Raw genomic sequence first — 4020 nt, 5'->3', positions numbered from 1 at the left:
CTGCGCGGGCGGGTGGCCGAGGCGGTGCACGCCCGGATCATCGACGCCGGCGGCGAGCCCGACGAGGACGGCTCGCTGCTGCTGAGCCGCACCGTCACCGTCGAGGGCCGCTCCCGCGCCCACCTGGGCGGGCGCAGCATGCCCGTGTCGACGCTGGGCGAGGTCGGCGAGCAGGTGCTGGCGGTGCACGGGCAGTCCGACCAGCTGCGGCTGCTGCGTCCGGCCGAGCAGCGGGCCGCGCTCGACCGGTTCGCCGGCCCGGAGCACGAGAAGCTGCTCGAGGCGTTGCGCGAGACGTACGGCCGGTGGCGCACGGTGGTCGACGACCTGGCCGACCGGCGGCGTAACGCCCGCGAACGCAACCAGGAGGCCGACCTGCTGCGGCTGGGCCTCGACGAGATCACCCGGGTCGATCCGCAGCCGGGGGAGGACGACGAGCTGAAGGCGGAGGCCCAGCGGCTGGAGCACGCCGAGGGGCTGCGCACCGCGGCGCAGGTGGCGCAGCAGTGCGTGGCCGGCGGCGTGGAGGCCACCGACGAGGCGCCGGACGCAACCGCGCTGCTCGGCACGGCCCGGCGCACGCTGGAGGCGCAGGCCGGCACCGACCCGGCGCTGGGCGAGCTGGCGGCCCGGTTGGAGGAGGCCGCGACGCTCGTCACCGACGTGTCCGCCGAGCTGTCCACCTACCTGGCCGCGCTGGACGCCGATCCGGCCCGCCTGCAGACCATCTACGAGCGGCGGGCCGCGCTGCGCGCGCTGACCCGCAAGTACGCCGACGACGTCGACGGCGTGGTGGCCTGGGCCGAGCGGGCCCGCACCCGGCTGTCCGACCTGGACACCTCCGACGAGCTGCTGGACGAGCTGGACCGCGAGGCGTCCCGGCTGGCCGGTGAGGTGGCCGACCTGGCCGGGCGGGTCTCCAGCTCCCGGCACGAGGCCGCGGTCCGCTTCGCCGAGCAGGTCACCGTCGAGCTGGCCGGGTTGGCCATGCCGCACGCGCGGATCGAGGTGGCGGTGCTGCCCCGGCCGGCCGGGCGGTCCGAGCCGAGCCTGCCGGTCAACGGCGTCGAGGCGGGTGTCGGCGCGGACGGCGCGGACGAGGTCGAGCTGCGGCTGCTCGCCCACCCGGGGGCGCCGGCGTTGCCGTTGCAGCGGGGTGCGTCCGGCGGTGAGCTGTCCCGGGTGATGCTCGCCATCGAGGTGGTGTTCGCCGGTTCCGGTGGCCCGCCCACGCTGGTCTTCGACGAGGTCGACGCCGGTGTCGGCGGCCAGGCCGCGGTGGAGATCGGCCGCCGGCTGGCCCGGCTGGCCCGTAGCCACCAGGTGCTCGTGGTCACCCACCTGCCGCAGGTCGCCGCGTTCGCCGACCGGCACCTGGTGGTGGCGAAGGACACCGGCGGCGCGGTCACCACCAGCGGCGTGCGGGTGGTGGAGGACACGGAGCGGGCCCGCGAGCTGGCCCGGATGCTCGCCGGTTTGCCGGACTCCGATCTGGGTATCGCCCATGCCGAGGAACTCCTGGCCGTGGCGGCCAAGGAAAGGCGTCCGTGATGCCCCGATTGTGAGCGCAAGCACACCGGGGCGCGTCCCGGTGTGCTTCCCTGGGTAGGCGGCCCTGCTCAGGCATGTCGCGACAGCATTACCTGCCCCACATGCCAGGATGGTCACGATGCGTCTACCCACACTGCGCCGGAACCGGAACGCGGAACCGGGCTCGATCCTCGGCACCGCGCGCCTCGACCGCCGGACGAAGCGACTGGTCGGTCGCCTGCGTCCCGGCGACATCGCGGTCATCGACCACGTCGACCTGGACCGGGTGGCGGCCGACTCGCTGGTCGCGGTGGGGGTCGCGGCGGTGCTCAACGCCAAGCCGTCGGTCTCCGGCCGCTATCCCAACCTCGGCCCCGAGGTGCTCGTCGCGGCCGGCATCCCGCTGCTCGACGACCTCGGGGAGAGCGTCTTCGAGCAGGTCCGCGAGGGCGACCTGGTGCGGATCGAGGGCAACACCGTCTTCGTCGGCGACGAGCCGGTCGCGCACGGCGCGCTGCAGGACGCCGAGACGGTGGCCAAGTCGATGGCCGACGCCCGGGAGGGTCTGTCGGTGCAGTTGGAGGCGTTCGCCGCCAACACGATGGACTACCTCAAGCAGGAACGCGACCTGCTGCTCGACGGCGTCGGCGTGCCGGAGATCCAGACCCAGATCCAGGGCCGGCACTGTCTGATCGTGGTCCGTGGTTACGACTACAAGGCCGACCTGGACGTGCTGCGGCCCTACATCCGCGAGTTCAAGCCGGTGCTGATCGGCGTCGACGGCGGGGCCGACGCGCTGGTCGAGGCGGGCTACACCCCCGACATGATCATCGGCGACATGGACTCGGTCACCGACGACGTGCTCCGTTGCGGCGCCGAGGTGATCGTGCACGCCTACCCGGACGGGCGCGCGCCGGGCCTGCCCCGGGTCAACGGCCTGGGCGTCCCCGCGATCACGTTCCCGGCGGCGGCCACCAGCGAGGACCTGGCCATGCTGCTGGCCGACGAGAAGGGCGCCTCGCTGCTGGTGGCCGTCGGCACCCACGCCACCCTGGTGGAGTTCCTCGACAAGGGCCGCGGCGGCATGGCGTCGACGTTCCTGACCCGGCTGAAGGTGGGCGGCAAGCTGGTCGACGCCAAGGGGGTCAGCCGGCTCTACCGGCAGAGCATCTCCGGTTCCTCGCTGCTGCTGCTGGTCCTCTCGGCGGTGGCCGCGATGGCCTCCGCGGTGGCGGTCTCCACCGTCGGGAAGGCGTATTTGGGCGTGGTCTCCGAATGGTGGGACAATTTCGTGTTCCAGCTCGGCCAGCTCTTCTAGCTTCCCCGACGATCAAGAGGCTGCAAGCGTGATCAACTTCCGCTACCACGTGGTGTCCCTGACCGCGGTCTTCCTTGCGCTGGCGATCGGCCTGGTGGTCGGCACAGCCGCCCTCAACGGGCCCGTCGCCGACTCGCTCCGGGAGAACGTCAACGGCCTGCGCAAGGACAACTCGCTGATGCGCCAGTCGGTCAACGACATGCAGAAGCAGCTGGAGACCGAGGAGGACTTCGCCGCTGAGATGGCGCAGCTCGTCCTGCCCGGCAAGCTCAACGGCCGTCGGGTGCTGGTCCTCACCCTGCCCAGCGGCCGGGACCAGACCGAGGGCGTCATCAAGATGCTCCGCACCGCCGGGGCCGACGTCACCGGCCGGATCGACGTGCAGGACAAGTTCATCAACCCGGACAGCAACAACAACCTGCTGGAGCTGGCGGTCACCGCCGCCCGCCCGAACAGCGCCCCCACCGCCAACCTGCCCGGCAACGGGCACGGCGTCGAGACCTCCAGCGCACTGCTGGCCAACGTCCTGGTGGAGCGACCGGCGGGCAGCGCCCCGGTCGGCGACGCCGACCGGAACAGCGTGCTGCAGCAGTACGCCACCGCCGGCTACCTCACCCCGGAGGACAAGATCTCCGGCGCCGCCGAGGCGGTGGTGCTGGTCACCGGCCAGCCGTACGTGGACAAGGACTCGGCGAAGAAGGACGAGTCGGTGGTGAAGATCGCCGAGCAGTTCGACCGGGCGGGCGCGCTGGTGGTCGCCGGGATGGGCTCCACCGGCGGCAACCTGGTCGCCGTGGTTCGCGGCGACCCGGTGCTGTCGCAGACCATCTCCACCGTCGACAACGCCAACACCGTGCAGGGCCAGCTGGTCACCAGCCTCGCCCTGGCGCAGCAGCTGACCGAGAAGAAGACCGGCCAGTACGGCGTGGGCGACAACGCCGCCGGCCTGCTGCCTAAACTGCCCCAGTGAACGCGCCCGGGCCGTCGCCGTCCGTGCCGTGCCGCGGGGAAAGTCCGGATCGGAGGGGTCGCGTGAGACTGGGTCGGCTGCTGGCCGTCGGCGCGGGGGCGCTGGCCGCCCGCTACGTGCTGCGGGAGGTGCGCACGTCGCCGAGCGCGCCGGCGCTGGAACGCACCAACTTCCGGGGCCGCACCGTCACCCTGGCCGCCGG

Annotated in this window: 3 protein-coding genes; all 3 read left to right on the top strand. The window is 72.8% G+C overall.

Going from position 1 to position 4020, the window contains the following annotated elements; genetic code table 11:
* A partial coding sequence (recN, locus tag HUW36_RS27410) for a DNA repair protein RecN (protein ID WP_174530781.1) occupies positions 1–1551 on the top strand: 1551 nt, incomplete at its 5' end.
* Positions 1552–1669: 118 nt separating this feature from the next.
* The gene (steA, locus tag HUW36_RS27405) at positions 1670–2848 is read left to right on the top strand and encodes a putative cytokinetic ring protein SteA (RefSeq protein WP_174530780.1); all 1179 of its coding nucleotides are present in this window, start codon (positions 1670–1672) and stop codon (positions 2846–2848) included.
* 28 nt (positions 2849–2876) lie between these two features.
* Positions 2877–3818: a copper transporter gene (locus HUW36_RS27400; RefSeq protein WP_174530779.1), complete on the top strand. Its 942-nt coding sequence runs from the start codon at positions 2877–2879 to the stop codon at positions 3816–3818.
* Positions 3819–4020 lie beyond the last annotated feature (202 nt).

It is taken from the genome of Micromonospora maritima (genome assembly GCF_902825405.1).
Lineage (GTDB): Bacteria > Actinomycetota > Actinomycetes > Mycobacteriales > Micromonosporaceae > Micromonospora > Micromonospora maritima.
This window is presented reverse-complemented; position numbering and strand designations above follow the sequence as displayed.

What these genes read in the sequence shown, in the direction of transcription:
- steA (WP_174530780.1), top strand. Translation starts at nt 1,670, where the DNA reads ATGCGTCTACCCACACTGCGCCGGAACCGGAACGCGGAACCGGGCTCG.